Origin of the sequence: Rhizobium bangladeshense (assembly GCF_001662075.1) — a bacterium.
Classification (GTDB): Bacteria; Pseudomonadota; Alphaproteobacteria; order Rhizobiales; family Rhizobiaceae; genus Rhizobium; species Rhizobium bangladeshense_B.
In genome coordinates, this window is the sequence record NZ_LYPL01000009.1 from 176,329 (window position 1) to 199,568 (window position 23,240).

At 60.6% G+C, this 23,240-nt stretch carries 18 protein-coding genes and 1 pseudogene; 9 read left to right on the forward strand and 10 right to left on the reverse strand.

From position 1 onward, the window contains the following. Positions 1–42 precede the first annotated feature (42 nt). The 3 genes from A7X77_RS18980 to A7X77_RS33555 all read right to left on the reverse strand — a co-directional run bounded on the left by A7X77_RS18980 (position 43) and on the right by A7X77_RS33555 (position 4,979). Positions 43–2,232, reverse strand: coding sequence for an anthranilate synthase (locus tag A7X77_RS18980; RefSeq protein WP_064684381.1), 2,190 nt, complete (start codon positions 2,230–2,232; stop codon positions 43–45). Positions 2,233–2,496: 264 nt separating this feature from the next. Continuing rightward, on the reverse strand, positions 2,497–4,752 hold the full coding sequence (locus tag A7X77_RS18985) for a TonB-dependent hemoglobin/transferrin/lactoferrin family receptor (RefSeq protein ID WP_064684382.1): 2,256 nt from the start codon (positions 4,750–4,752) through the stop codon (positions 2,497–2,499). 71 nt (positions 4,753–4,823) lie between these two features. After that, positions 4,824–4,979 (reverse strand): hypothetical protein, encoded by a 156-nt coding sequence (locus tag A7X77_RS33555; RefSeq protein ID WP_197486858.1) that lies wholly within the window; start codon positions 4,977–4,979, stop codon positions 4,824–4,826. A 21-nt stretch (positions 4,980–5,000) separates the two neighbouring features. Here A7X77_RS33555 and A7X77_RS18990 point away from each other — a divergent pair, with 21 nt between their 5' ends. Further along, the gene (locus A7X77_RS18990; protein WP_064684485.1) at positions 5,001–6,005 is read left to right on the forward strand and encodes an extensin family protein; all 1,005 of its coding nucleotides are present in this window, start codon (positions 5,001–5,003) and stop codon (positions 6,003–6,005) included. Between the two features lie 236 nt (positions 6,006–6,241). Here the strand turns inward: A7X77_RS18990 and A7X77_RS18995 are convergent, their stop codons facing one another. Together A7X77_RS18995 and A7X77_RS19000 are read right to left on the reverse strand one after the other, a co-directional pair. Beyond that, entirely contained in the window at positions 6,242–7,921 is a 1,680-nt protein-coding gene (locus A7X77_RS18995; RefSeq protein WP_064684383.1) for a formate--tetrahydrofolate ligase, read from the reverse strand. Positions 7,922–8,085: 164 nt separating this feature from the next. Then, positions 8,086–9,753, reverse strand: a complete 1,668-nt coding sequence (locus A7X77_RS19000) for a hypothetical protein (RefSeq protein WP_064684384.1) — start codon at positions 9,751–9,753, stop codon at positions 8,086–8,088. 332 nt (positions 9,754–10,085) lie between these two features. Here A7X77_RS19000 and A7X77_RS19005 point away from each other — a divergent pair, with 332 nt between their 5' ends. Further along, complete coding sequence (locus tag A7X77_RS19005; protein ID WP_064684385.1) at positions 10,086–10,811, forward strand: helix-turn-helix transcriptional regulator; 726 nt, start codon at positions 10,086–10,088, stop codon at positions 10,809–10,811. Positions 10,812–10,856: 45 nt separating this feature from the next. Continuing rightward, positions 10,857–11,200, forward strand: a pseudogene (locus A7X77_RS19010) (diguanylate cyclase). A 208-nt stretch (positions 11,201–11,408) separates the two neighbouring features. On the opposite strand, the gene A7X77_RS19015 reads toward A7X77_RS19010, so the two are convergent. From A7X77_RS19015 to A7X77_RS19030, 4 genes are all read right to left on the reverse strand, one after another. Then, positions 11,409–12,701: an MgtC/SapB family protein gene (locus tag A7X77_RS19015; RefSeq protein ID WP_064684386.1), complete on the reverse strand. Its 1,293-nt coding sequence runs from the start codon at positions 12,699–12,701 to the stop codon at positions 11,409–11,411. Between the two features lie 214 nt (positions 12,702–12,915). After that, the gene (locus tag A7X77_RS19020) at positions 12,916–14,046 is read right to left on the reverse strand and encodes a DUF2333 family protein (protein ID WP_064684387.1); all 1,131 of its coding nucleotides are present in this window, start codon (positions 14,044–14,046) and stop codon (positions 12,916–12,918) included. A 231-nt stretch (positions 14,047–14,277) separates the two neighbouring features. Further along, entirely contained in the window at positions 14,278–15,351 is a 1,074-nt protein-coding gene (locus tag A7X77_RS19025; RefSeq protein ID WP_064684388.1) for a hypothetical protein, read from the reverse strand. Positions 15,352–15,584: 233 nt separating this feature from the next. Next, positions 15,585–16,187, reverse strand: coding sequence for a thymidine kinase (locus A7X77_RS19030; RefSeq protein ID WP_064684389.1), 603 nt, complete (start codon positions 16,185–16,187; stop codon positions 15,585–15,587). A gap of 236 nt (positions 16,188–16,423) precedes the next feature. On the opposite strand from A7X77_RS19030, the gene A7X77_RS19035 reads away from it, so the two are divergent. The 6 genes from A7X77_RS19035 to A7X77_RS19060 all read left to right on the forward strand — a co-directional run bounded on the left by A7X77_RS19035 (position 16,424) and on the right by A7X77_RS19060 (position 22,149). Beyond that, positions 16,424–17,380, forward strand: a complete 957-nt coding sequence (locus A7X77_RS19035; protein ID WP_064684390.1) for a choline ABC transporter substrate-binding protein — start codon at positions 16,424–16,426, stop codon at positions 17,378–17,380. A 72-nt stretch (positions 17,381–17,452) separates the two neighbouring features. Beyond that, on the forward strand, positions 17,453–18,298 hold the full coding sequence (choW, locus tag A7X77_RS19040; protein WP_064684391.1) for a choline ABC transporter permease subunit: 846 nt from the start codon (positions 17,453–17,455) through the stop codon (positions 18,296–18,298). After that, on the forward strand, positions 18,295–19,347 hold the full coding sequence (gene choV, locus A7X77_RS19045) for a choline ABC transporter ATP-binding protein (RefSeq protein WP_064684392.1): 1,053 nt from the start codon (positions 18,295–18,297) through the stop codon (positions 19,345–19,347). The genes choW and choV overlap by 4 nt, the downstream gene beginning before the upstream one ends. Positions 19,348–19,378: 31 nt before the next feature. Then, positions 19,379–20,128 carry a HugZ family protein gene (locus A7X77_RS19050; RefSeq protein ID WP_064684393.1) on the forward strand — a complete coding sequence of 250 codons (750 nt, stop codon included), beginning with the start codon at positions 19,379–19,381 and terminating at the stop codon, positions 20,126–20,128. 106 nt (positions 20,129–20,234) lie between these two features. Then, positions 20,235–20,552 carry an ArsR/SmtB family transcription factor gene (locus tag A7X77_RS19055; RefSeq protein WP_064684394.1) on the forward strand — a complete coding sequence of 106 codons (318 nt, stop codon included), beginning with the start codon at positions 20,235–20,237 and terminating at the stop codon, positions 20,550–20,552. 271 nt (positions 20,553–20,823) lie between these two features. Beyond that, the gene (locus A7X77_RS19060) at positions 20,824–22,149 is read left to right on the forward strand and encodes an aspartate aminotransferase family protein (protein WP_064684395.1); all 1,326 of its coding nucleotides are present in this window, start codon (positions 20,824–20,826) and stop codon (positions 22,147–22,149) included. 78 nt (positions 22,150–22,227) lie between these two features. Here A7X77_RS19060 and A7X77_RS19065 read toward each other — a convergent pair whose 3' ends face one another. Then, a complete protein-coding gene (locus A7X77_RS19065; protein WP_064684396.1) occupies positions 22,228–23,142 on the reverse strand; it encodes an HD-GYP domain-containing protein in 915 nt (304 codons plus the stop codon). Between the last annotated feature and the right edge of the window lie 98 nt (positions 23,143–23,240).

The following is a 23,240-nucleotide window of genomic DNA, read 5'->3' on the forward strand; positions in this document are numbered from 1 at the left end:
ACCCACCCTTCCCGCTGGCGGGAAGGGCGGCGAGAATATCCGTCAGGCAGCCTTGGTCTTTACCTTGCGCGCAAGATGCGCCACGACGTTCTCGATCATCCGCATGCCGGCATCGCCGCCGAGCGTCATGATCGACTCCGGATGGAACTGCACCGCGGCAATTGGCTCCTTGGCATGTTCGATGCCCATGATCGTGCCGTCATCGCTCTCTGCCGTGATGATGAATTCAGCCGGCAACGTCGAAGGATCGGCGAAGATCGAGTGGTAGCGGCCGACCGTCACCTCCCTGGCGAGGCCGGAGAAGACGATGCCCGGTTCCAGCACACGAATGCGCGAGGGCTTGCCGTGCATCGGCAGCGCCAGATGGCGCAGTTCCCCGCCATAGGCCTCGGCGAGCGCCTGCAGGCCGAGGCAGACGCCGAAGATCGGCAGGTTGCGCGCCCGCGCCTTCTTGATCGTCGCCTTGCAGTCGAAGTCCTTCGGTGTTCCCGGCCCTGGCGACAGCACGACCAGATCCGGATTCAGCCGGTCGAAGATCTCTTCCGGCACCGGCGTGCGCACGGTCGAAACCGTTGCCCCGGTCTGACGGAAATAATTGGCGAGCGTGTGGACGAAGCTGTCCTCATGGTCGATCAGAAGGATGCTGACGCCCTTGCCGACGCTGGCGACGTCGCGCTGGATCTTGCCGGAATTGCCGGTCTTGGCGTCTAGGATGGCGGAAAGCATGGCAGAGGCCTTCAATTCGGTTTCGGCTTCCTCTTCGTGCGGATCGGAATCGTTGAGCAGCGTTGCGCCGGCCCGCACCTCGGCGATGCCGTCCTTGATGCGCACGGTGCGCAGCGTCAGGCCGGTGTTCATGTCGCCGTTGAAGCCGACCATGCCGATCGCCCCACCATACCATGCGCGCGGGCTCTTTTCATGGCTCTCGATGAAGCGCATCGCCCAGAGCTTCGGCGCGCCGGTGACGGTCACCGCCCAGGCGTGGCTGAGGAACCCGTCGAAGGCATCCATGTCGTCGCGCAGCCGGCCTTCGATATGATCGACGGTATGAATGAGGCGCGAATACATCTCGATCTGCCGGCGGCCTATAACCTTGACCGAGCCCGGCTCGCACACGCGGCTCTTGTCGTTGCGGTCGACATCCGAGCACATGGTCAGTTCGGATTCGTCCTTCTTGGAATTCAAGAGCTTCAGGATCTGCTCGCTGTCGGCGATCGGATCGTCGCCGCGCTTGATCGTCCCCGAGATCGGGCAGGTCTCGATGCGGCGGCCGGACACGCGCACGAACATTTCGGGCGAGGCGCCGACCAGATATTCCTGATGGCCGAGATTGATGAAGAAGGAATAGGGCGAGGGATTGATCGCCTTCAGCCGTTTGGAAATATCGGAAGGCTTGCTTTCGCAGCGCTCCATGAATTTTTGCCCCGGCACGACCTCGAAGAGATCGCCCTTGCGGAAGCTTTCCTTCGCCTTGGTGACGAGTTCGGCATATTCGCCCGGCCGATGGTCGCTCTTCGGCGGAATGGCATCAGTATGCTGGAAAGGCTCCGGTGCGATCTGCTCGGCCTTGCCCTCGGTGGTCACGCCGCCTTTCTCGAAATCGTAGCGGTCGATCCAGGCTTTGGCGGCATAGTTATCGACGACGAGGATCTCGTCCGGCAGATAGAGCACCATGTCGCGCTGATCGGAAGGCCGCGTCAGCTTCAGATCGATCGCGTCGAACTGGAAGGCGATGTCGTAGCCGAAGGCCCCGTAAAGCCCAAGGCTCGCATCCGCCTGCGAATAGAAGAGGTCGGTCACGGCGCGCAGCACGGTGAAGACCGTCGGCATCTTCGAGCGCTCCTCCTCGGTAAACACCCGATCCGGCGTCTTGACGGAAAGATCGAGGCGGCGGGCCGAGGAAGTACCGAGCACAAGGTCGGGCACCGTCTGCAGCCGCTCGGCCACGAAGCCGAGAAGCACCTCGCCGCGTTCGTTATAGGCTTCGATCCAGACGTCGCGCCCGAAGGAGGAGATGCCGAGCGGCGGATCGACAACGGCCGTATCCCAGCGCGTGTAGCGGCCCGGATATTCGTAGTTCGACGAAAACACCGCGCCGCGGCGCTCATCGAGCTTGTCGACATAGGAAGAGACCGCGTCGCTGTAGGGGATCGCCCGCCGCTGCCGCGTGATCGATATCCCGCCCTTGGTCTCGTAGATTTCCGCACCATCATCCCGCAGGATCGTTACCATAGTTCCACTCCGTTATCGGGGCCCGGACAACAGGCGGCGATAAAACAAAAAAGCCGCCTCGAAGTTTCGGGCGGCTCACTCGTCGTCTTTAGACACGATTGGTCGAGGCCGCCTCAGCGAGCCCACCACCAAACAGCAATGTTCAAAGACTTGATCATGGAAAAAATAGTTAGCCCGAGATCAGCCGCCGCGCAAGAGGCGATCGCACGAATGAAAAGGGCGGCCCGAAAGCCGCCCCTCCCCAGCCTTGAAGGCATGACCGGCTCAGAAGGTCTTGGTAAGCGAGACCTTGAATGTGCGGCCCGGCTCGGAATACCACTCCCGCGGCTGCGAAGCCGTCGCCGAGCTGAGATTGACGTCGCGCACGGCGAGCGCGTTGTAGTGCTCCTGGTCGAAGATGTTGTAGACACCAGCTTGAACGCGCAGGCCCGGCAACTGTTCCGGCGTCCACCAGCCGGTCAAATCGACAATGGCATAACCAGGCGCATCGAAGGTCGTATCGGGGGTCGTGCCGACGGTATTGAGGTGGTCGGTCAGCATACCGGCCGAAAGCGTCGAGGAAAGGTCGAAGCCGAAGGTCTCATTGCTCCAGCCGCCGCCGATGATCGCCTTGAACGGCGCCACCGAGCGCAGGCGCTGCGTGGTCTCTTCGTTCCTGCCATAGGCATAGGCAAGCGAAGCATGGAGATTGATGCCATTGTTGAAAGTCTTGACGGCGCTGGCTTCGATACCCGAGATCGTCGCTGCTGCCACGTTCGTGTAATTGAACTCAGTAAAGCCTGTCGCGTCGACGCTCGTCACCGTCTCGATGAAATTCTGATAGCGGGTGTGGAAAAGCGCGACCCTGCCGGTAACATCGCCCGTGTCAAAGTTGGCGCCGACTTCGATTCCGCGGCCGATTTCCGGTTCCAGATCAGGATTGCCGAGCTGGGCGTAGCGGCCCGTGGGATTGTAGAAGCGGCTGTAGAGTTCGTCGACGGTGGGCGCGCGGAAGCCGACCGCCAGTTGCATATAGAGCTCTACATCAGGCGTCAGGTCGTAGGTCGCAAGGATCTTCGGCGATATGGCGGCCTCCGTCCGGTCGCGAAGATCGCCAAAACGGGTAAGACCGGTATTGTTGGAAAAACCGCCGCCGGTCGAGGGATCGTAATTGAACCAGTCGAAGCGGAAGCCGGGCGTCAGCGTGAAGCCGGTATTGCCGATCTCGATCTTGTCTTCGACAACTAGCCCAAGGTTCTGGCTGTCCACGTCGGGCACTTCCGCCTGATTGTTCAGCGACGGGCAAGTCGTCGAGGTGGGGCACAGAGCCCAGCTATATTGGCTCCAGCTGGAGACGCCGACGTCAAGGCCGACGCGAACGGAGTGGCTGAGAACCGAATATTCGAAATCCTTCGTCGCGGTGCCGCTGAAGCCCCAGGTTTCGTTTTCGACCTCGTTGTTGCGGCCATAGGCAACATTGGCGGTTGTTCGGCCCCCGCTGCCCGCTTCCTTCTTCAAATCCTGCCAATAAAGCGCGGCACGCGCACTGCTGAAGAACGCGTCGGAAGACTGCGCTTCATAATCGTAGTCGAGCGATACGCGATCGCGGTCACGCTGTTCGCGACCGTCATAATTGTCGATCATGAAGTTGCGGGGGCTGGTTCCTCCCTGAAGGTGGCGCAGGTCGGTTTCTAGGTCGCGGCGGAAGCGTTCCGCCGTCAAGCCGATGCGATGACCGCCTTCCAGCTCCTGGCGCAGTTTGAAGAGCAGGTTGTTTTGGTCGAAATCAGCCGGGTTCGCCTCGGTGCGAAGAGCACCGTAAACGTCGTTGTTGCCCATGTTCGCTCGCTCATGGCCTTTGCGGTAGCCGCCCTGCAGCAGGATCGAGGTGCCGCCGATCTTCTTGGCAGCGGCAGCCGAGCCGGAAAGACTCCTGTCTTCGCTGTCATAGGTCGACTTGACGACCGCACCCCAGTCACGGCCTTCAGGAATGAGATCCTCCGGCTCCAGCGTGTTGAGAACAATGGCGCCGCCGAGCACGCCGGAGCCGCCCTTGCTCGAATCCGCGCCGCGTACGATATCGAGCGAGGAGAGCGAGTCGAAATCGAAGGTGTCGCCGCCGCCATTGGCGTTGGCCGGCGCAAAAGCGCCCTGGCGCGAACTGTTCGAAATATAAGGGATCGGAATACCGTCGATCGTGGTCAGGATGCGAGCACCGGAAAGGCCGCGCAGGTTGAAGCCCGCATCGGCGCGCGAATAGTTGACGCCCGCATCGACGCTGCGGCCGATGTCGTCGTAATTGGTGACCTGCTTCTCTTCCAGCTGCTTCTGGGTGACCGCGGTCGCCAGCGGCGTATCGGCAACACTGCCCGGCGCCACGCGCTTGCCCTTGACGACGATCTTCTGCAGCACGGTGCTGTCATCCGCCGCCGCTTCCGGCGTGGCGGCCGGAGCGCTCTGTGCGAAAGACTGCGAAACAGGAAGAACAGCTGCAACTGCCGTGCAGACCAATAGAACCGAGCGCCAATGCCGGACGATCATAACCTACCCTCTCATGATGATTACCGGGCTGGCTGGTCGTGGCGCGTCGAACGCTCGATGGGCTGGCTGGGTTATTGCGGATAAGACGGAGCAGAAATCCGCCTTCTTTTTGCCGCATAAAAAACATGAGAAACATTGTCAACATATTCGACCAATTTATCTTGAATATCATTTTCAAGTTTAAATGATCTTCCAGGACGTTGCGCAATTGCAACGAAACCCGCCATAATGCGTTATCCCCTTCCGCTATCGACACCAGGGAGTCGGATGCGTTGAGAAAACTTTCGATACTGGCGATCCTTCTCGCCGCTACCGCTCTTCTTGCTGGCGCCCGCCTGCCCCCGCATGGTCCCTTACCCCAACCTCGACCCGACACCGGGGCTGCAACCAGTCCTACTCCGCTTCCCGACAAGACTGAACCACCCGCGCCGGCGGATGTGCCGGCGCCGCAGCCGAAGCCCGATGTGAAGGAGCCGAAGACGCCGGCGTCGGACCAGCCATCGGCGCCCCAAACCGAACAAGGAACGTCCGAACCAGCAAAGCCCGAACAAGCAAAGCCGGAGCCGGCAGAACCGATGCAAGGCCCGCCACTGCCGCCGGGCGGGCTAAAAAGCCCGCAGACGCCGGCAGAAGAGAACAAGCCGCCTGCCGAGCAAACGCTCGAAGAGCAGCATCTGACGATCGAACCCGAAAACGATTCCGAACACGCAGAATGCACCGCCGCACTCCGAGCTTTGGGCGTCGTCTTCAAGGACACGCCGCGCATCGACGACGGCAACGGCTGTGGCATCGACAAACCGATCATCGTCTCCGAAGCCCTGCCCGGCATTGCGCTCAAGCCGGAGGCGACGATCCGTTGCCCGGCGGCACTCGCCCTGGCCCGCTGGCTCAAAGAGAGCGTCATCCCGGCCGCCTCCGCCGCCCTGCCGGAACAGGGGCGCCTCACGACCGTCAACCAGGCAACATCCTATATGTGCCGTCTGCGCAACGGCGCTGAAACCGGCAAGATCTCCGAGCATGCCCGCGGCAATGCGATCGATATTGCAAGCTTCCATTTCGAGAAAGGCGAAGACGTCGCCGTCCGCGCCCGCCGCGAGGACCCGACGCTGACCGGCGCCTTCCAGCGCACCGTCAGCGCCGCCGGCTGCATCTATTTCACCACCGTGCTGGACCCCGAAAGCGATGCCGCCCACGAGACCCATTTCCATCTCGATGTGATGGAAAGGAAGGGTGGCTATCGCTACTGCCATTGATCGGTGGGTGGCTGAGCTCGCGTTACTAAAGTTTGCCGACCGACCGAGTGCTGCCCCTCACCCAAGCCCTCTCCCCGTAGAAACGGGAGACGGGACGTGCGCCCCGCGAGAAGTCGATGGGGACGAAGCGGCCGCGACATATCCCCTTCGCCCCGCAAGCGGGGAGAAGGTGGCGGCAGCCGGATGAGGGCTGGCTGGTCGCGCCAATCTCGTGAATCATGGTGTCACAAGCCAGATCAGAACAACCCCTCGATATAACCCTGGTCGTTCAGGAAAATCCGCTCCGCCGATGGTGATTTCGGCAGGCCGGGCATCGTCATGATCTCGCCGGTGATGGCAACTACAAAACCGGCGCCTGCCGAAAGCCGCACCTCGCGCACGGGAACGATATGTCCTTCCGGCGCGCCGCGCAGGTTTGGATCGGTGGAGAAGGAATATTGCGTCTTCGCCATGCAGACCGGCAGCTTGCCGTAGCCCTGCTCCTCCCATGTCTGCAACTGATCGCGCACCGCCTTGTCGGCCGTCACCTCCCCGGCATGATAGATCTTCGAGGCGACGATCTCGATCTTCTCGAACAGCGAAATGTCGTCGCCATAGAGCGGCTGGAATTTCGCCTGGCCCGATTCGGCCAGTTCCACTACCTTGTGCGCCAGTTCCTCAATGCCGGCCGAACCCTTCGCCCAATGCTGGCAGAGGATCGCCTCGGCGCCGAGCCGTGAGACAAATTCCTTCAGCGCGGCGATCTCGGCATCGGTGTCCGAGACAAAATGGTTGATCGCGACGACCACGGGCACGCCGAAACGGCGCACATTGGCAACGTGCCGGCCAAGATTGGCGCAGCCCTTCTTCAGCGCCGCGACATCCTCCGTACCGAGCCCCTCTTTCTTCACCCCGCCATTCATCTTCAGCGCCCTGACGGTCGCGACGATGACCGCCGCATCCGGCTTCAGCCCGGCCTTGCGGCATTTGATGTCGAAGAATTTCTCGGCGCCGAGATCCGCCCCGAAACCTGCTTCCGTCACCACGTAGTCGGCGAGCTTCAGCGCCGTCTTCGTCGCCGTCACCGAATTGCAGCCATGGGCAATATTGGCGAAAGGGCCGCCATGCACGAAGGCGGGATTGTTCTCCAGCGTTTGCACGAGGTTCGGCTGCATCGCATCCTTGAGCAGCACCGCCATTGCGCCGTCGGCCTTCAGGTCGCGCGCATGCACCGGCGTCCTGTCGAAGCGATAGCCGATGATGATATCGCCGAGTCGCCGCTCCAGATCTTTCAGGTCGGTGGCGAGACAGAGGATCGCCATCACCTCGGAGGCGACGGTGATGTCGAACCCGCCCTGGCGCGGAAAGCCATTGGCGACGCCGCCGAGCGAGGAGACCATGCTCCTGAGCGCCCTGTCATTCATGTCCATGACCCGCCGCCAGGCGATGCGGCGGATGTCGATATTCTCTTCGTTGCCCCAATAGATGTGGTTGTCGATCATCGCCGCCAGCAGATTGTGCGCCGAGGTGATCGCATGGAAGTCGCCGGTGAAATGCAGATTGATGTCTTCCATCGGCACGACCTGCGCATAACCGCCGCCTGCCGCTCCCCCCTTGACGCCGAAGCAGGGACCGAGAGAAGCCTCGCGTATGCAGATGATGGCCTTCTTGCCGATCCGGTTCAGCCCGTCGCCGAGCCCGACTGTTGTGGTCGTCTTACCCTCGCCTGCCGGCGTCGGGTTGATCGCCGTGACGAGGATAAGCTTGCCGTCTTTCTTGCCCGCCTGCGCCGCGATGAACTCGGCGCTGACCTTGGCCTTGTCGTGGCCATAAGGAGCGAGCTGATCGGCCGGTATGCCGAGTCTCGCTCCGATCTCGAAGATCGGCTTCTTGGCCGCCGCGCGCGCGATTTCGATGTCGGATTTGACTGACGGCATAGACGCTCCCCTCCCGAGCTCCGCGGCGGCGGAGCCGACATTTCCTCTTCAACGGGATAACGAAATATCGGCAGGGTGTGAATAGCGCCGGCGCCTTACGGCCGCTAGGCTCGGTGTTTATCTGGCGCATCACGATTGCTACAGCGTGCCTTCACACCTCGATGTCAATTTACCGTGGCTGCGACAGGGCCTGCTTGCCCCTCCGGATTTCTGGGGCACCGGAGGCTTTCCTTCGCCTCCGGCCCGCAGACATGCAATCCAGGCTCTTCACTATAGGGAATAATACCATCGATGATGCCGAGCTCGAGGGCCTGAGAAGGAAGTATGATCCTTCCTCGCTCAGTTGATATGGCAGGCGTTACCGTCTCGTATGTCTCAGCATTGATGCCCATCTCGTCGAAATAGGCGAGGAATTTCGTATATTCAGCCGTCGTGGATCTAACAAGGCCGATAGAGGAATAGCCGACAATCCGCGGCGTTCCGCCCATCAGGACAAGCGTACAGGTGGAAAGGCAATAGGCTCGGGCGGCAAAGACCTCGCCCTTGGTCGGTCCGTTTTTGGCGATACTGGCGTTGCAACGCGGATCCAGCTCTGGACAATTGGGCAACTGCGTTCTGCCAATTGAGGTCTCCAGACCTGCAGTACGGATCATTCGCCCCATTGCGAAAGCCGCGTTCATGTCACCGCCGTTAGACTGAAGGACCACCGGCAGCTTTCTACCGCCGAGCGTCTTCAGGATCGCTTCCAGCCGAGCCGGCGTATCCGGCGTGATGTCTCCATCCGCAGAAATCCACTGGATGCACTCTTCCTGACAATTGCCATTGTACATCAGGAGAAAGTCCATCGGCCGGGTTTTCGGCAGGCTCTCGCCTGTGGTTGCGGCCGCATTCTGCACAGGCATCTTGGCTACGGGCGTTCCGACCGGCGGATGGCCATGGCAGGCGGCCTCGGCCGCCGCATCCGGCCCGCAGGCAGGCATGCCGGGCCATTCGTTATAGGCCAGCATATCGGTCATGAGGCCCATACGGAGTGAATCTGCGGTCGGTACGATGTTGATTCTGTCAGGCGTGGCGCTCATCATCAGGCCGATCAAATCGGCGCTGACGCCCATTTCCTTCAAGTAACCCGTCAGGGCCGCGGTGGCCTTCTTGCCGAGCTTGGTGGAACTGCTCTGCCCTGCCGACTTGCGTCCAACTTCCTTGCGGGAGATTTCCTTCTTCTTGCCGTTCACGATCTTGTATTCGATGCGGTAGGAGACTCGCACCTTGTTATAGATTGTCGTGATCTGGTGGACGCCGATCAACGCCCATTGCGAGGCGACACGCTCCGTACCGCCGGCGAATGCCAGCGGACAGGCGGAAAAACAATATGCACCGGCCGAATAGGTGTTGCCAAGCGCGGTCCCATCCTTTGCGATAGCGGCATTGCAACGCAGATCTTCCGCTGGGCAATCCTTCAGCCTCGTGCCGCCTACCGCCGTTTCCAGACCGGCTTTGCGGATCATCCGGCCAATCGCATAGGCGGCTTCGACATCACCGCCCTCGGATAGGAACACGATCGGCAATTTCCGGCCGCCGATCTTTTTCAAAATTTTTCGAAATTGGGCCGGCGTATCGGAGGTTATGCGTCCCTCGGCCGATATCCATCCCGGACAGTTTTCCACGCAGAGGGGATGGTGAACGAGGATGAAGCGCATCGGAGGCTGCCCTGCCGGCTGCTTCTGCCCGGCAGCCTGGGAGGTCGCAGCACCGAACGGCAAGCTCAAAAGAAGAAAAACTAGTAATACCAGAAAAAGCAGATACTTCAGATGCAATTTGCTGGCAAAGCGCACGATTAAACCGCCTCAGTTATACATGCGGATACGCTTAGCAATTGCATCAGGCGGCAGCAAGCGGGATTTCGGCACCTCGCGCCGCCCCGCCTCTTCCGGCATGATTCTCTTCCTGCCCGGCTTGGGCGAAATCCACAGCTGCCCCACCGCAGGAGAAGTTAAAGATACCACAACGCTACTTGCACCGGCGATAACTCAACCGAGACGCGCGCGACTGTGACTATTTCTTCACGATTCGGAATAATCGGCTTGAGATAAGGCAATTGGGACTAGCATCCGCCGCTGTTTCTGTATTTGCTAGCGTTAACATCGGGGCTGCCGGAGGCGTAAAAATGTCTTACATGACCACCTCTGAAAGACAGTCGTTGCTTTCGGCGGAGCTTGCAGTCGCAGGAACGCGCGGCCTGTTTGCGCAGGCTCTCGGCAGAGTATCCGCGGCCTTCGGATTGTCATATGCGACGCTGATGCACGCCCCTTCCCCGGAAGACCTCCTGCTGAAGCCGCTTTTGATCGAAAGCTCGCTTCCCGCCGCTTATGTCCGCGATTTCGACCGCGCCAATATGATGCGTGGTTGTCCTTTCGGCCTGCGGTTGAGGGAGTCGGCCGTGCCGCTAGCGTGGCACCTCAACGATGCCGTCAATGGTCAGGCCTTTCCCGCCGAACTGCGCGCCCTGATGCTCCGCCATGCGATACCGGCGGGGGTCGCCATGCCGACCATTGCAGTCGACGGCCGCCGCCTGGTCTTCTGGTTTTGCGGCGAACGCGCCGCGCTCGGCCAGAGCGAGGTCAACGAACTGGCGATCATCATCCTCCATGCCCTCGACGCATATAATACCGTCAGACGTAACGAGGAAAGCGTCCACAATGCGCTGTCGGCGCGCGAACTCGAAGTCGTGCGCTGGACCGCACAAGGCAAGACCTCGATCGAAATCGGCCAGATCCTGACGCTGTCGGACCATACAGTGAATGCCTACATGACGAACGCGATCAAAAAACTCGATTGCGTCAACCGCACCCAATTGGTAGCAAAAGCAATTCGATTGAAGCTGATCAACTGAGCAATCAGACGAGAGTCAGAACGTCGTCCCGTAGATTGGGGGAACGTGTCTCTTCGCTTTGAACAGCCCGTCATTGACAAGACAGAGCAATCCGCACCCACATCGGCATCACCGACGCCGAAATCGTACAGATGCTCGCTGCCTATCGCCTTTTCGGCTTCTGGCGTATCGACATCGAGACCGGACATTTCTTTGCAAGCGAGGATGTGCACGCAATCTTCGCCTCCCATTTCGTCTACCGCGTCGACAATCGGCTTGGCTACAAACTGGTGCGCAGCATCGGCCACTTCCGCGACGATGCGAGCGGTGGCGGCATCGTCGGCGTCACCTACGAATTCGTCGAGAAACTGCGTGTCGTCTGCGTCGAGGACGGCACGATATCTGGGTGACCGCCCTCAGCGCATAGCACCTACAGCGCCGCGCGTCTTTTCAGACTCGCTAGAGCAATTCCAAGCAAAGCGCGAAGCGCGTTTGCCGGGAATTGCGTAAAAACAAAAGGATAGAGCGGCTCTGCGTTTCCATGAAAAGCTGAACCGCTCTAAGAACGCTGCAACATCTTGAATTGCTGCATAATTTTCTCCTTGAATCGATTTCGACTTAAGGAATTATGCCCGCTGCTTTCACCAGCGCAGACAGGGCATGATAAACAAAGAATCCTGCAGCGAGCGCTCCGGCATTGGCCAAGAGGAAGCGTATGCTGAAGGCGCTCGTGCCGAATGCCATAGCATAGCCGCTTTTCGCTACGGTGTTGGAGATCACTGCAGCGCCGAGAGCGGCCGCTGCAAGCTCGGTGCCGATGCTGTCAAGCATGCCGGCAACGGTGACGGCAATGGCGTCGACATCGGCGATACCCGAGAGCATCGAAACGGTCAGCAGGCCTGCTTCGCCAAACCAGGCCGCCGATGCCCGCGCCAGAAAAGCCACGGCGACGAGCAGGAGCGCCATTTTCAACACTGCCCGAAGTTCGAAGGGATTTCGCGAACTGCGGGATATCTGTTCCCCCGTACTGCGGCGGGCGATCAAAAGGGAAATGCCGCCCATGACGAGGGCGGCGGTAACAAGCGCCGGGCCGATCCGCCACGCGATCGGCGCGGCGATGAGGGCCGAAAATAGCGCGACCTTGAGGCAGGAAACAGCATTGGCAGCAAGCGCTCCGGCGACCAACACCTGTGGTGGATGGCCGGCGGCACTGAGCTGGGCGTTGTTGATGGCGGTAGCTGTGGAGGAGACCAGGCCGCTGACGGCTCCGGCCAGCAATTCGCCGCGCGTTTGTCCGAGCACCTTCACCGCCACATAGCCGATGAAGGAAATGCCGGCGAGCAGAATGACCAGCATCCAGGTTTCAGCCGGCGAGACGCCGCCGAAGGGACCGATAGGCGTTGTGGGAAGGGCCGGCAATACGATGAAGGCCATGGCGAGAAATATAATCGCCGAACGCAGTTCATTCCAGGTCAGCGTTTTCATGAAGCCGTGCAGCACCTCGCGGCTGGCCAATATCGCCACCAACGCTACACCGCCCGCGGCTGCAAGAGTCAGGTTCCCGAGCACAGCCAATGCCCCGAGCGAAAAAGTGGCCATCCCGGCGATGACAGACGTAACGCTATAGCTGCCGGATGCCTCCGATTCCCGGTACTGATAGAGCGCGAAGACGGCCGAAAAGATAATCAGGATGCCGGTAACGACGAGCCCGTAGGGCGTTGATGGGGCGGAAACGGCCCGCTCGATAAAGCCGGCAAGCCCACCCAACATACCGACAAGCGTGAAAGTGCGCAGCCCAGCGGTGCGTTTTCCTTCCTCCTCATCGCGTTCACGCCAGTGGCGTTCCACGCCGACGATGGCGCCGATGGCAATCGCCAGCCCGAAACGTTCGAAAAGTTCGAGATTCTCCATGCCGGTTCCCTGCATCGAATCCCGAGCCACATTGCCGCCAGTGATGAGACCTGTCCATAGCAGTCTGTCCCCAACGCGAAGACGGCCGGGTGAGATTGACATCGACGCGGAACCGGTCCCGCCGACGATAGGGTAACGACAGCTTCAGCACAGCGGGTGTGAATGCGCTGAAATCTGATTTGCTTGCTCTTGGGCGTTAAATCGTCAGCACGCTCTACCGGTCGAGCACCGAACGGATTTCCACAAGGTTCGAGCGCACTCTCAAAATGTAGAAGCCCATGGTGGCGAGATGGCTCGGCATGATCCAGCCGTCCTCGCGGCCGTTCGAGATGATCGCCGGCTGAATGCGCAGTGCCGCCTGGAATTGCCGCGTCGTGCCGCCCCAGATGGCGCCGAGATTGCGTTCCTGCACGACCTGGGAGAAGTCCGCCTGCGCTGCGGTCAGGATGGCGTAATAGGCATAGAGCTGGCCATAGGCGAACCAGAACCGGTCGTCGGCCCGCGTGTCGAACCAGCCGCGATTGTGGTGCTCCGACCGCTCGGCCAGGATGTCGGAGGTGCTGCCGAGATCGTTGGCGATACGGTCGATGAATTGCATGAGGTTGTCGGCGCGACCGTCGAAAATCGCGTTGCAGGCAGCAAGATCGGTGTTGAACTTGCGCAGGTCGCTGATCGCCGTGCGATAGAAGGAAGGCGTCGGGGTCTTCGGTCCGAAGGGATGGAGCCCGAAATACCAGCTGTACTCGTCGAATTGCAGCTGGCCGCGTGCGCGCTGCAGGTCGTTGTTGACGCCCGATGTGCCGCGCACGCGCCCGAGCGAATCGACGAGCTCCGCCGAAGTCCGACGGACCGCCTGGTTGATGCCGCGCTGGAACGATGCCTTGTTATCGAGGAAGGGCGTGTGATCCCAGTCGATGCCGAAGAAGCCCATCTTGTAGAGCAGCATGGAGGATATCCACGCGTTCTGGTTGACGTTGAAATCGGTCAGGTCGGCCGTGACGTCGACGATGGCCGAGCGCTGGCAGGTCTTGGCGGCGGCAGCGCCGCTCACCTCGGCGACAGGCAGTTCCTGCCCAGCGGGAACCTTGCGTTCGGAAAGCCGGTATTGGTCGACGAAGGCGGTATTGAAATTCGTCCAGACCTGCGTCTGCCAAAAGAAATAGCCGTAGAGCACGACGAAGAGCGCTACGAATGCGATGACCGGCAAGCGGACCATCCAGCTTCGACGCTGATACCACCCATGCGCGGCAAGAAAGGGCCAGAAGGCCCAGGCGAAAAACAGGCGGGCCCAGCGGCCGATCGTCTGGCCGATCAGCCTGAAGAAACCGGCTATCCGGTCAAGCATCGTCGTCTCCTGTCAGGCGAAGCGAACACTACAGCGCCGCGCTCTTTTCAGACGCGCTAAGGACGCAGTAGCACTTTGAGTTGCTGCATAATTCCTTAAAGCGATTCCGATTTAAGGAATTATGCAGCAGGACATCGCCGCCCATTGCATCCACATATGCGCTCGATGGGCCGAGCACAACACGAGCCCCTCGATTTTTACGAATGAAAGCAGCGCGGCCGCGCCTCGGGCTCAGGAACGCAGAAAAGGCAGGCTGAAGCGTAAGGGCCGGCGGGCCGTATCGATGAGCGGCGCCCCCGGTGCTTCGGGCGATGCTTCGGCATAGGCGGGAAGCCGTCTTGCGACTTCGAGATCGGCGCGGCCCTTGCGCCGCTCCAGATCCTGGGCGACCAGCATGCCCTTCTCGAACAAGCCGATCGGCGCGGCGATATTGGGAAAGAACTCCGGCTTGATCCTGACCTTCATGCCTGGCCGGTCGGTATCAACCTGCGCCTGATAGATGATCAGCCGCTCCTCGACATCGATCATCAGCTTGTACAAGAGCACGTTGCAGGCCGCGATCTGGCCGTTCATCGCATCGACGAAGGCTTGAAACAGGCTAATGAAGCGCTCGCGCCGCTGGCTGTCGTCGCGCATCTCGTGCTCCTCGGCGGAGATGCGCTCGGCCTCCGCCTTCAGCGCGCGCCGCTCCGCTTCCATCTGTTCCCAATGCGCCCTGTTGCCGTAGACGCCGATGCGACCCTGCGTCGTCAGCGCCTTGGCGTTGAGCTCCTTCATCCTGAGACGGGCGATATCGATGGAATCGACCAGCCGGCGGCGGTGCTCGACAACGCTGACGAGATTGTGTTCAGCCGCTTTGTGGCGTTCGATGAGCGCAGCGCGCCGTGTGGTGATCAGCCCCGCAAGCGCGTCCGATTTCACCAAGAGGTCGAGCAGCCGCTCGATCACGGGCGCCTCGCGCACACGCTCGGTATACATCCGCCACATCCGCTGGCGCGACGTCCAGCCGGCCATTTTCTCGCGCATCGTCAGTCCCCGGAAACTGTCGAGGTCTGCCGACACTTCCGCGGTCAGCCGGTCGAGGGAGAAGACGAGCTCAGCCAGCAGGGCGTCCAGGGCAGCGCCATCTGCGATATGGTCTCGAAAGCGCACACTCTGTTCGAGGAAGACCTCATCGGCCGAATGTTTTTCGTCGCTGTCAAAGGCACGGATGCAGGCTGCGCAATAGGCTCCATCGACCGCGATCCTTTCGGCGAGGCCGCCTGCGGCTTCATAACGACTGTCGAATGGCGGAACTTTGCGCACCTGATTTCTCCAGGGAATCTCCTGTCCGCAGGCTAGAGCATTTCCTGGTTAGATTGAAGCATTCTGCCGGAGCAGGTTTTCGTCAGGGCAGAGGCGATTGGCGATGGGCATACCCCAAGGTACGTCCGAGCCGATCGCCTCTGATCCTGGCGGAAAGATGCCCGGCAGAATGCTTCAATCTAACCAGGAAATGCTCTAGTCGCTTATGGTGCCAAAGAAAACAGGGCTCCCCTTCAGGCCGGCTCTGCGATCCAGGCCCCGTTCATTTCGTCGTCCCAGTGCCTGCGGCAGAGCGAGACATATTTCTCGTTGCCGCCGACATCGATCTGCGCGCCCTCGTGCAGCACCTTGCCTTCGGCGTCGAGCCGCACCACCATCGTCGCCTTGCGGCCGCAATGGCAGATCGTGCGCACTTCGCGCATCTCGTCGGCAATCGCCAACAACTCCTGCGAGGCCGGAAACAGTTTGCCCTGGAAGTCGGTCCGGAGCCCATAGACCATAACAGGGATGCCGAGCCGATCGACGACACGGGCAAGCTGCCAGACATGGACGGCCGTCATGAAATGCGCCTCGTCGACGAAGACGCAGGAAATCGGTGCCCCCTCGCTGCGCAGCCCGGCAATGAGCTGGAACAGATCTTCATGCGGCTCGAAGGGGATGGCGCTCGCTTCCAGCCCGATCCTCGAGCCGATGACGCCCCGGCCGGCGCGCTCGTCGAAGGCGGCGATCAGCTGCACCGTACGCATGCCGCGCTCCTGATAATTATAGGAGGCCTGCAGCAGCAGCGTCGACTTGCCGGCGTTCATCGTCGAATAGTTGAAATAGAGTTTTGCCATCCGATGTCTCCTTGCTCGGCTTATTGAAAGCTCACAACCGCAAAGAAAAGCCCCGCGCCCGCGATAATCACAAGAAACAGCACCTAAAGACCGGCGAAACCCGCCAAAACGAGACACTGCGAAAAAATCGCCGACGTCGCAATCGCACCCGTCGATACGACGCAATCACACTGAGGTCGCTTGTCAAACTGGGATATTGGTGATTGGCTTGGGGACCTAAAGACTGGGAGTCTAAAATGAAAACAACAAGCACATTCAAACTTGTCACCGCAACCGCCGTCGCCGCCCTCTCCGTTGCGACCGCTGCCTTCGCCGCAGACCCTGAAAGCTGCTCCACCGTGCGCTTCTCGGACGTCGGCTGGACCGACATCACCGCCACCACTGCCACCGCATCCGTCGTCCTGAAGAGCATCGGCTACCAGACCGACGTCAAGGTTCTCTCGGTGCCGGTTACCTATACCTCGCTGAAGAACAAGGACATCGACGTCTTCCTCGGCAACTGGATGGAAACCCAGGAAAAGGACGTCCGTCCCTATCTCGACGACAAGTCGGTCGAATCCTTCGGCCCGAACCTCGTCGGCGCCAAGTACACGCTCGCCACCAACGCCAAGGGCGCGGAACTCGGCATCAAGGACTTCAAGGACATCGCGGCCCATAAGGACGATCTCGACGGCAAGATCTACGGCATCGAGCCCGGCAATGACGGCAACCGCCTGATCATGGACATGATCGAAAAGGACACCTTCGGCATGAAGGGTATGGAGGTCGTCGAATCCTCCGAACAGGGTATGCTCGCCCAGGTCGCCCGCGCCGACAAGGCAGGCAAGCCGGTGGTCTTTCTCGGCTGGGAACCCCATCCGATGAACACCAACTTCAAGCTGACCTATCTGAGCGGCGGCGATGCCGTCTTCGGTCCCGACTTCGGCGGCGCCAAGGTCTTCACCAACGTTCGCGCCGGCTATCTCGAAGAATGCCCCAATGTCGGCACCATGCTGAAGAACCTGAAGTTCTCCCTCGACATGGAGAACCAGATCATGAGCAAGATCCTCAACGACGGCGAAGAGCCTGAAGCAGCCGCTTCCGCATGGCTGAAGGCCAACCCCTCGGCCCTCGAGCCCTGGCTTGCCGGCGTCAAGACCCGTGACGGCCAAAGCGACGCGCTCGCCGCCGCCAAGGCCGGCCTCGGCCTTTGATATGAATGGGGCGGCTTGCCGCCCCGTTTCATTTTTGTCCGATTGTTGATTTTTTCTGGATAGGCGCGCACCTTGAATTGGATCACCGACTTTAAGATTCCCATCGGCCCCGGGGCCAAATCCTTCGTGGACTGGCTGACCTCGAACGGAGAGTGGTTCTTCAACCAGCTGGCATTCCTGCTGTCGAGCGCCATCGACGGCCTGCTCTTCGTGCTGCAGAAGCCTCACCCACTGATCGTCATCGCTGCCATCACCGGCATCGCCTTCTGGCTGCGCCGGTCGATCGCGGTCGCCCTCTTCACCTGTCTTGGGCTGCTGCTCATCGTGAACCAGGACTATTGGAAGGAGACGACGGAGACGCTCGCCCTCGTGCTCGCCGCCACCTTCGTCTGTATGGTGATCGGCATTCCGCTCGGCATTGCAGCCGCCCGCCGTCCCTGGGTCTACGCCGCCATGCGCCCGGTGCTCGATCTCATGCAGACGATCCCGACATTCGTCTATCTGATCCCGGCGCTGATCCTGTTCGGCCTCGGCATGGTGCCGGGCCTGATCGCAACCGTCATTTTTGCAATTCCCGCCCCCATCCGGCTGACGCGCCTCGGCATCATCTCGACGCCGCCGTCCCTCGTTGAAGCCGCTGTCGCCTTCGGCGCGCGGCCGATGCAGGTGCTGCGCAAGGTCGAGCTTCCCTTCGCCGCGCCGCAGATCATGGCGGGCCTCACCCAGACCATCATGCTGTCGCTGTCGATGGTGGTTATTGCCGCGCTTGTCGGTGCTCCCGGACTTGGCGTGCCCGTCGTACGCGCGCTGAACACGGTCAACATCGCGAAAGGCTTCGACGCCGGTTTCTGCATCGTCATCCTGGCGATCATTCTCGACCGCATATTCCGCGCAGGGGACGAAGGAGACGGCGCATGACGGCGATAGACTTTAAGAATGTCAGCATCATCTTCGGCGACCGCCCGGAGACGGCGCTTGCCATGGCCGACCAGGGCAAAACGCGCGATGAGATCGGCGCCGCAACCGGCCTCGTGCTCGGCGTCGCCAACGCCTCGCTGACCATCGAGGAAGGCGAGATCCTGGTGCTGATGGGCCTTTCCGGCTCCGGCAAGTCGACGCTGCTGCGCGCCGTCAACGGCCTTGCTCCCGTCGTGCGCGGCGATGTTTCGGTCTCGACCTCCACCGGCCCCGTCAACCCTTACCGATGCAATGCCAAGGCGCTGCGCGGCCTGCGCACCCACACCGTCTCTATGGTGTTCCAGCAGTTCGCGCTTCTGCCCTGGCGCACAGTGGCGGAAAATGTCGGCTTCGGCCTCGAACTTGCCGGAATGCCGGAGGCCGAACGCAAGCAGCGCGTCGGCGAGCAGCTCGAACTCGTCAATCTGACGAAATGGGCCGACCGCAAGGTCAACGAGCTTTCCGGCGGCATGCAGCAGCGTGTCGGCCTTGCCCGCGCCTTTGCCACCGGCGCGCCGATCCTGCTGATGGACGAGCCGTTCTCGGCGCTCGACCCGCTGATCCGCACCCGCCTGCAGGATGAACTCCTGGAGTTCCAGCGGCGGCTGAAGAAGACCATCCTGTTCGTCAGCCACGATCTCGACGAGGCCTTCCGCATCGGCAACCGCATCGCCATCATGGAGGGCGGTCGCATTATTCAGTGTGGAACCCCGCATGATATCGTCAAGAACCCCGCCGATCAGTATGTCGCCGATTTCGTGCAGAACCTCAATCCGATCAACATGCTGACCGCCGCCGACGTCATGCAGCCCGGCCTCGGCCAGACGGCCTCCGGCATGAGCGTCAGCGCCACGGCCCGCGCAGCGACCCCGCTCGTCGATATCCTCGACGTGCTCGCCCGACAGCCGGGCAGCATCGGCATCGTGGAAAACGGCACTGTCATCGGCACTATCACGGCTCAGGATATCGTCGCCGGCCTTACACGCCATCGCCGCAAGGAGGACGCTTGATGTTTTCAATCCGCTTTGCCACAAAGCGCTTATGAAAGATCAGCCCTCGCCCTTACGCGAAACCGACGATGAAGCCCGCAAGCTCGCCCGCGTGCTGTTGCGCTCCGCACGGCACGCGGCGCTTGCCGTTCTCGACCCCGAGACCGGTTTTCCCTTCGCCAGCCGCGTCCTCCTCGCTACCGATATCGACGGCGTCCCCGTCATCCTCGTTTCGAAACTGTCCGCCCATACCAAGGCGCTCGGCAAGGATCCGCGCGCATCGCTGCTCACCGGGGAGCCTGGCAAGGGCGATCCCCTCGCCTATGGCCGGCTGACGACCCAATGCGTGGCGGAGCCGGTCGAGCAGGGTCATCGCTTCCACGAGCGCATCCGCACGCGTTTTCTCGATCGCCATCCTAAGGCAAAACTTTATATCGATTTTCCCGACTTCCTCTTCTTCCGTCTCAAACCGGAGCGGGCGAGCCTCAATGGCGGCTTCGGCCGCGCCTACCATCTCGGCGGAAGTGACCTCGTCATCCAATCGCCGGCAAACGAGGCGATCGCCGCCAAAGCGGCCCAAACAGTGCGAGATTTAGTAGAGCGCCATCCCGATGTGGCGGCGATGCTTGCGGTGCGCTTAAATGCCCCGGAATCACCCTCTTGGCGCATCTGCGGCGTCGATCCGGCGGGTTTTGAGATCATTTCCGGGGACTTTTTGATGCGTTACGAATTCGAAACTCTCGCTGCCGATTCCGATCACATTTGTTCAAACATATCTAAAATAGCATACTCGATACCTTAAATTTAGGTATATACAATCTTCGAGCCTAGTTGCTAGTTTTGGCCGCCCGCTCCGCAGACGGCCTGTCCCATACATGATGTACGTTTCGCATTAGGAAGATAACAATATGGAAACCCCTGATTTGGCTGACCACACGAATGTGGCGGCAGCACTATTGTCAGCCATGGCCAACCCCAAAAGATTGCTGATCCTGTGCAGCCTGGTGAAGGGCGAAGTCGCCGTCGGCGTCCTTGCCACGCAAGTCGGCCTCAGCCAGTCGGCTCTTTCACAGCACCTGTCGAAATTGCGCGCGCAGAAGCTGGTCAAGACCCGCCGCGACGCCCAAACTATCTATTACTCGAGCACATCCGAGCCGGTCATGAAGATCCTGGCAACGCTCGAAGACATCTACCTCGTTCCGAGCAGAAGCAGATCTGCAGCCTGATGATAGCGCTGACATAACCGTCAGCCGTGCCGGTGCCGTTCGGGAATCCTCCCGGAAGCATCGGCAACGATATTTCAGCACGTGAACCTTAACGGCACGACCGGCAAATCTGGCGATTTGCCGGTCGTCTCTTTGGCGAGTTCTTTTCTGAGCCGAAGCATGCCGGGACTTTTCTCATTGACGCGTTGAGATGCCCTGATAATTTGACCGGACAGTAAAAATTCGGGCGACAAGCCCTCAGGAAAGGGCCGTCGACGGCCAGGAGAACAGCATGTCCAACCGCCTCAATGCACCGAACGATCTTCGCGCCTTCTGGATGCCGTTTACGGCAAATCGCCAGTTCAAGAAGGAGCCGCGGTTGTTCGTCGGCGCCAAGGACATGTATTATACCACCCATGACGGCCGTCAGGTATTGGACGGCACGGCCGGCCTCTGGTGCGTCAACGCCGGTCACTGCCGTCCGAAGATCACCGAGGCGATCCGCGAGCAGGCGGGCGAGCTCGATTACGCCCCGGCCTTCCAGCTCGGCCACCCCAAGGCCTTCGAACTGGCGAACCGCCTGGTCGACATCGCCCCGGAAGGCATGAACCACGTCCTCTACACCAATTCCGGCTCCGAATCCGTCGAGACGGCGCTCAAGGTGGCGCTTGCCTATCATCGCGTGAAGGGCAACGGTTCACGCTTCCGCCTAATCGGCCGCGAGCGCGGTTACCACGGCGTCAATTTCGGTGGCATTTCCGTCGGCGGCATCGTCGCCAATCGCAAGATGTTCGGCACGCTGCTCACCGGTGTCGATCACATGCCGCACACCCATCAGCCCGGCAAGAATAACTTCAGCCGCGGCGAGCCGGAGCATGGCGGCGACATCGCCAGCGAACTCGAGCGCATCGTCACGCTGCATGACGCCTCCACCATCGCTGCTGTCATCGTCGAGCCGGTCGCCGGTTCGACCGGCGTCCTCATCCCGCCGAAGGGTTACTTGCAGAAGCTGCGTGAAATCTGCACCATGCACGGCATCCTGCTGATCTTCGACGAAGTCATCACCGGTTTCGGCCGTCTCGGCGCCCCCTTCGCCGCGCAATATTACGACGCCAAGCCCGACATGATCACCACCGCCAAGGGACTGACCAACGGCGTCATCCCGATGGGGGCCGTGTTCGTCACCTCCGAGATTCATGACGCCTTCATGAACGGCCCCGAGCACATGATCGAGTTCTTCCACGGCTACACCTATTCCGGCAACCCGATCGCGTCTGCCGCAGCCCTGGCCACGCTCGACACCTACAAGGAAGAGGGCCTGCTCACCCGCGCTGCCGAACTTTCCGACTATTGGGCCGACGCGCTGCATTCGCTCAAGGACTGCCTCAACGTCATCGATATCAGAAACACCGGCCTGATCGGCGCAATTGAACTCGACCCGATCGCCGGCGAGCCCACCAAGCGCGCCTTCACCGCTTTCCTGAAGGCCTATGAGAGCGGACTTCTGATCCGCACCACCGGCGACATCATCGCGCTCTCCCCGCCGCTGATCATCGAAAAGCACCATATCGACGAACTTTTCGGCAAGCTCAGGAGCATCCTTCAGAACAACGTCTGAAGACGCGGCCGAAGATCCTCTCAAGACCCGCGACGGACAATGCTCTCGCGGGTCTTTTCGTCCGAGGATACAAGAAACTCAGCTCACAGAAGCGACGGAAAGGCAGAGGGCGAATTTTTTCAGGAGCTGGCGATCGAAATGCCCTTCAGCGCCGAGCATCCATTTCAGTGCCTCGTTGGCGCTCCATGGCGCCTTATACGGCCGCACCGAAGTGATGGCGTCGTAAACATCGCAGATCGTGGCAATCCGCGAGTGAAGGCTCACCTCGCTGCCGGACAAGCTGCGCGGATAGCCCTTGCCGTCGATGCGCTCGTGATGATTGAGGCAAACGTCGAGGACGATCTCCGACATGCCCTCCTGCCGCGACAGGATCGCATGCCCCTTCTCCGGATGCCCCCGGAGCAAGCTGATCTCATCCCTTTCCAGGGGCCCTGCCTTGTTGAGAACCTCAAGTGGAATTTCAAGCTTGCCGACGTCGTGCAGCAAACCTGCGGCGCCGAGCATCTGGATCGTTTGCTCATCGAGTGCGAGATGGCGGCCGAAAAGGATCATCAGCGCGCTCACCGAAATTGAATGCAGGAAGGTCACCTCGTCTTTTGATTTCAGGCGTGTGACGCTGAGAAAAACCGAAGGGTTCGCATCCATCGACCTGGAGACGGAAGAAATGACCGGCGTCAGGTGATCGACGCTGATTCCGTCGCCATCGCGCAACCGCCCGAAGGCCTCCTCCAGCAACTGCACGGATTTTTGGACGGTCTCGCGCGCCGCCTGGATGTCGAGCTCGATGTCGCGGCCCGGTTGGCCGTTGATATCGAGCCCCTTGCTGGTATTGATGACGACGCTGGCGGTGCCGCATTTACGAATTTTTGCCGCATCGACCTCGCGCCGCAGGGAAAATCTGCGCTTGGACAAAAGCGGATCCTGCCACAGGCCCTCGACAGCCTCCACAAACATTCCGATCCGCACCTGACCGGCATCGATACGCTTGAGCATCCAGATCTCTGTTTCCCGATATATCTATGTAATTCTTTATGTCGTCTCTTTTTCAATGCTGCCGTATTTGGGTATGGTGGGATCCTACTGTCATTGGC

Bases quoted from the DNA above. Each gene is read 5' to 3' on its own strand.
- A7X77_RS18995 (WP_064684383.1), bottom strand. From the start codon at position 7,921: ATGCCGTCAGTCAAATCCGACATCGAAATCGCGCGCGCGGCGGCCAAG.
- A7X77_RS19035 (WP_064684390.1), top strand. From the start codon at position 16,424: ATGAAAACAACAAGCACATTCAAACTTGTCACCGCAACCGCCGTCGCC.
- A7X77_RS19055 (WP_064684394.1), top strand. From the start codon at position 20,235: ATGGAAACCCCTGATTTGGCTGACCACACGAATGTGGCGGCAGCACTA.
- A7X77_RS19005 (WP_064684385.1), top strand. From the start codon at position 10,086: ATGTCTTACATGACCACCTCTGAAAGACAGTCGTTGCTTTCGGCGGAG.
- A7X77_RS19060 (WP_064684395.1), top strand. From the start codon at position 20,824: ATGTCCAACCGCCTCAATGCACCGAACGATCTTCGCGCCTTCTGGATG.
- A7X77_RS18980 (WP_064684381.1), bottom strand. From the start codon at position 2,232: ATGGTAACGATCCTGCGGGATGATGGTGCGGAAATCTACGAGACCAAG.
- A7X77_RS19065 (WP_064684396.1), bottom strand. From the start codon at position 23,142: ATGCTCAAGCGTATCGATGCCGGTCAGGTGCGGATCGGAATGTTTGTG.
- A7X77_RS19015 (WP_064684386.1), bottom strand. From the start codon at position 12,701: ATGGAGAATCTCGAACTTTTCGAACGTTTCGGGCTGGCGATTGCCATC.
- A7X77_RS33555 (WP_197486858.1), bottom strand. From the start codon at position 4,979: ATGGCGGGTTTCGTTGCAATTGCGCAACGTCCTGGAAGATCATTTAAA.
- A7X77_RS19020 (WP_064684387.1), bottom strand. From the start codon at position 14,046: ATGCTTGACCGGATAGCCGGTTTCTTCAGGCTGATCGGCCAGACGATC.
- A7X77_RS18985 (WP_064684382.1), bottom strand. From the start codon at position 4,752: ATGATCGTCCGGCATTGGCGCTCGGTTCTATTGGTCTGCACGGCAGTT.
- choV (WP_064684392.1), top strand. From the start codon at position 18,295: ATGACGGCGATAGACTTTAAGAATGTCAGCATCATCTTCGGCGACCGC.
- A7X77_RS19050 (WP_064684393.1), top strand. From the start codon at position 19,379: ATGAAAGATCAGCCCTCGCCCTTACGCGAAACCGACGATGAAGCCCGC.
- A7X77_RS19030 (WP_064684389.1), bottom strand. From the start codon at position 16,187: ATGGCAAAACTCTATTTCAACTATTCGACGATGAACGCCGGCAAGTCG.